The organism is Microbacterium sp. Bi128, from assembly GCF_918698205.1.
The window spans coordinates 1-3159 of sequence record NZ_CAKKMM010000550.1 but is presented as its reverse complement, the minus strand read 5'-3'; the positions used below and the strand labels follow the sequence as shown (position 1 = coordinate 3159).

At 68.8% G+C, this 3159-nt stretch carries 1 protein-coding gene and 2 pseudogenes; all 3 read right to left on the bottom strand.

Going from position 1 to position 3159, the window contains the following annotated elements; all coding sequences use genetic code 11:
- Positions 1 to 1229 (bottom strand): threonine ammonia-lyase (gene ilvA, locus LQV45_RS22705; protein WP_230008933.1); only part of this gene is annotated, 1229 nt, incomplete at its 3' end.
- A 21-nt stretch (positions 1230 to 1250) separates the two neighbouring features.
- A pseudogene (locus LQV45_RS22700) lies at positions 1251 to 2554 on the bottom strand (AI-2E family transporter).
- 131 nt (positions 2555 to 2685) lie between these two features.
- A pseudogene (locus tag LQV45_RS22695) lies at positions 2686 to 3159 on the bottom strand (aldose epimerase); the annotation flags it as partial.

The following is a 3159-nucleotide window of genomic DNA, read 5'->3' as shown; positions in this document are numbered from 1 at the left end:
ACGATCGGCTGGAAACCCTCGGCGCGCAGCGCCGCCAGGACCTGGCTGCAGTGCTCGTGGCCCTTGGTTTCCAGGTTGACGGTGATGGAGACGTCGCCCATGCTGATGGAGCCGCCCACCCTGGTGTGGTCCAGGCCCGTGACGTTGGCGTCGTTCTCGGCGATGATGCGGGCAATCGTGGCCAGCGAGCCCGGACGGTCGTCCAGCATCATCCGCACGGTCATGTACCGGCCGGCGGCGGAGAGTCCGCGCTGGATGACCTTGAGCATCAGCATGGGGTCGATGTTGCCGCCCGAGAGGACCACCGCAACGGTTCCGGGGTTTTCGATCTTGCCTTCCATGAGCGCCGCGACGCCGACGGCCCCGGCAGGTTCGACCACCATCTTGGCGCGCTCCAGCAGGAAGATCAGCGCCCGGGCCAGGGCGTCTTCGCTGACGGTGACGACGTCGTCGACGAGCTCGCGGATGATGCTGAACGGCAGCTGGCCCGGCCGGCCCACGGCGATGCCGTCGGCCATGGTGGAGACCTTCTTGAGCGGGACGAGGGCGTCGGCGGCGAGCGAGGGTGGGTAGGCGGCGGCGTTTTCAGCCTGGACGCCGATGATGCGGATCTCGCGGCCGAGTTCTTTGGCGCGCGCCTTCACCGCGACGGCAACGCCCGCGAGGAGTCCGCCGCCGCCGACACCCATCAGGATGGTGTCGACGTCGGGGACCTGTTCGAGGATCTCCAGCCCGACCGTCCCCTGGCCGGCGACGACGTCGACGTCATCGAAGGGGTGGACAAAGACGGCGCCGCTTTCATCGGCGTAGCGCTTGGCTTCCGCCAGCGCCTCGTCCACGTTGTGGCCATGCAGCACCACCTCGGCGCCGTGGCTGCGGGTGGCGGCGAGCTTGGGCAGTGCAACGCCGAGCGGCATGTAGATCCGGGCCTTGATGCCCAGGCTCTTGGCTGCGACAGCCACGCCCTGGGCGTGGTTTCCGGCAGAGGCCGCCACGACGCCGCGCTTCTTTTCGGCGTCGGAGAGCTTGGCCATCCGCACGTAGGCACCGCGGACCTTGAAGGAGCCGGCGCGCTGCAGGTTTTCGCACTTGAGGAAGACCTCGCCGCCGACCGTGCTGCCGAGGGCCCGCGATGATTCCACGGGCGTCCGCGTAATAATCCCGTCGAGCAGCTTCTGCGCCTCCAGGACATCGTCCAGCGTGACGGGCAGGCTCTCAAGGGTATTCACGAACTGTTCTCCTTCTTTGGATCAGGCGTCGGTGCCCCGTCCGGCATCGCTGCCCGGAGCACCGCTGTTGGGTGCGGCGCCCTCGCCGCCGGGGTTTGCGCCCGGCAGGTGGACGTCTGTGAAGGTGGTGTCTGCGCCGGGTTCGGGGGCATGACCGCCCCCGGCTCCCGCGGTTGCCAACACTTCATCATGTTCCCACGTTCTGCCCGCAATGTAGCGAATCGACGAGTTTGCTACGGCAAGGATCGGAACGGAGAACAATGCGCCGGGGATCCCGGCGAGGTAGGAGCCGGCCGCGACGGACAGGATCACGGCGACGGGGTGGAGGGAGACGGCCTTGCCCATGACGAGGGGCTGCAGGATGTGGCTTTCGAGCTGCTGGACGCCGAGCACGATCGCCAGCATGATGAGGGCGTTGACGGGCCCGTTGGCGACCAGCGCCAGCAGCACGGCGATCGCGCCGGTGAACAGCGCGCCGACCACCGGGATGAACGAACCGAGGAAGACCAGCACGCCCAGCGGCAGCGCGAGCGGCACGCCGATGATGGCGGCGCCGACGCCGATTCCCACGGCGTCCACGAAGGCGACGAACATTTGGATGCGTGCGTAGCTGACCATGGATGTCCAGCCGCGGCGGCCCGCGCCGTCCGTGGCCCGGTGGGCCTGAGCCTGACCAGGAAAGCCCAGATTCTGTCGCCTTCGAGCAGGAAGAAGAGCAGGATGAACAGCGCCAGGACCAGGCCGGCGGCGAAGTGCCCGGCGGTGCTCCCGAACGTCAGAGCCCCGCTGAGGATGCTGCTGCTGTTGTTCTGCAGGGCAGCGGTGGCGTCCTCGATGTACTTGTCGATCTGGGCGGCCGTCAGGTGCAGCGGGCCTTCCGACAGCCAGGTCTGTACCTGCTGCACGCCCGCGAGCGCCTGGGACCACAGCTCGCCGAAGCCCTGCATGAGCTGGCGCCCGACCAGGGTCAGGGCACCGACGATGAGGCCGATGAAGCCGAGCACAGTGATGGCGACGGCGAGCCCCTTGGGCACACGCCGGTTGGCCATCCAGCGCACTGCGGGGCTGAGAAGCCCCGAGAGGAGGGCAGCCACCATGACGGGGATGATGAGGAAGCTGACGTGGCTGAGCAGCCAGACCAGCAACCCGATCACGAGCAGGATCAGCCCGCCGCGCCACGCCCAGGCGGCGGCGATCCGCACGCCGTAGGGAATGTCCTGGTCGATCTCCCGGTCGGTCCATACCCGGGCCCCGGCACGTGCGCCGGTCCCGGCCGCGGAATAGGAGGGGCTTGTGGCAGGTGCGGCGTCCTCAGCTGGCGTCATAGCCCCATGATTCCGTAGGCGACGTTCAATAGGAAACCAGCAACCAGCAATCAGCACCGGGCGACGGCCCAGACACCGGTCGACGGCCGAGGCACCGGCCCGGGGGCCGTTCCTGGGGTCAGGCCGCCGGGTCAGCCTGCAGCGGCCGTCAGCGAGGCCGAGATGCCCCAGGTCATGGAGAACTGCTCCCCCGGCGCAAGCCAGCGCAGTCCCTCGCCGCTGTTGAACGCGTTGGCGGGACCGGTCATCGGCTCGATCGCGACCGCCTTCGACCGGCCCGGAAATTCCGTCGTCACGAAGACATGGACGTACCCGCAGCTCGCGTCCTGCCACAGGCTCACCGTCCGCCCGTCGGGTGAGCGCAGCGTGTGCCGGGCGACGCCGCCGTCGAACTCCAGGTCCGTGTAGGCCGAATCGAGGTCAAGTGTCCCTACCGGCCGGCCGCCGCGCAGATCGAAGTCGCCGCTGACCGGTTCACTGCTGCGCGGGATGAGGCGGTCGTCGGCGACCAGCCTGGTCCGGGCGTCGACGCTCACGGTGAGGTCCTCGCTGGGCACGTCGCCCAGCCGCAGGTACGGGTGCGCACCAAGCACGAACGGCGCGCG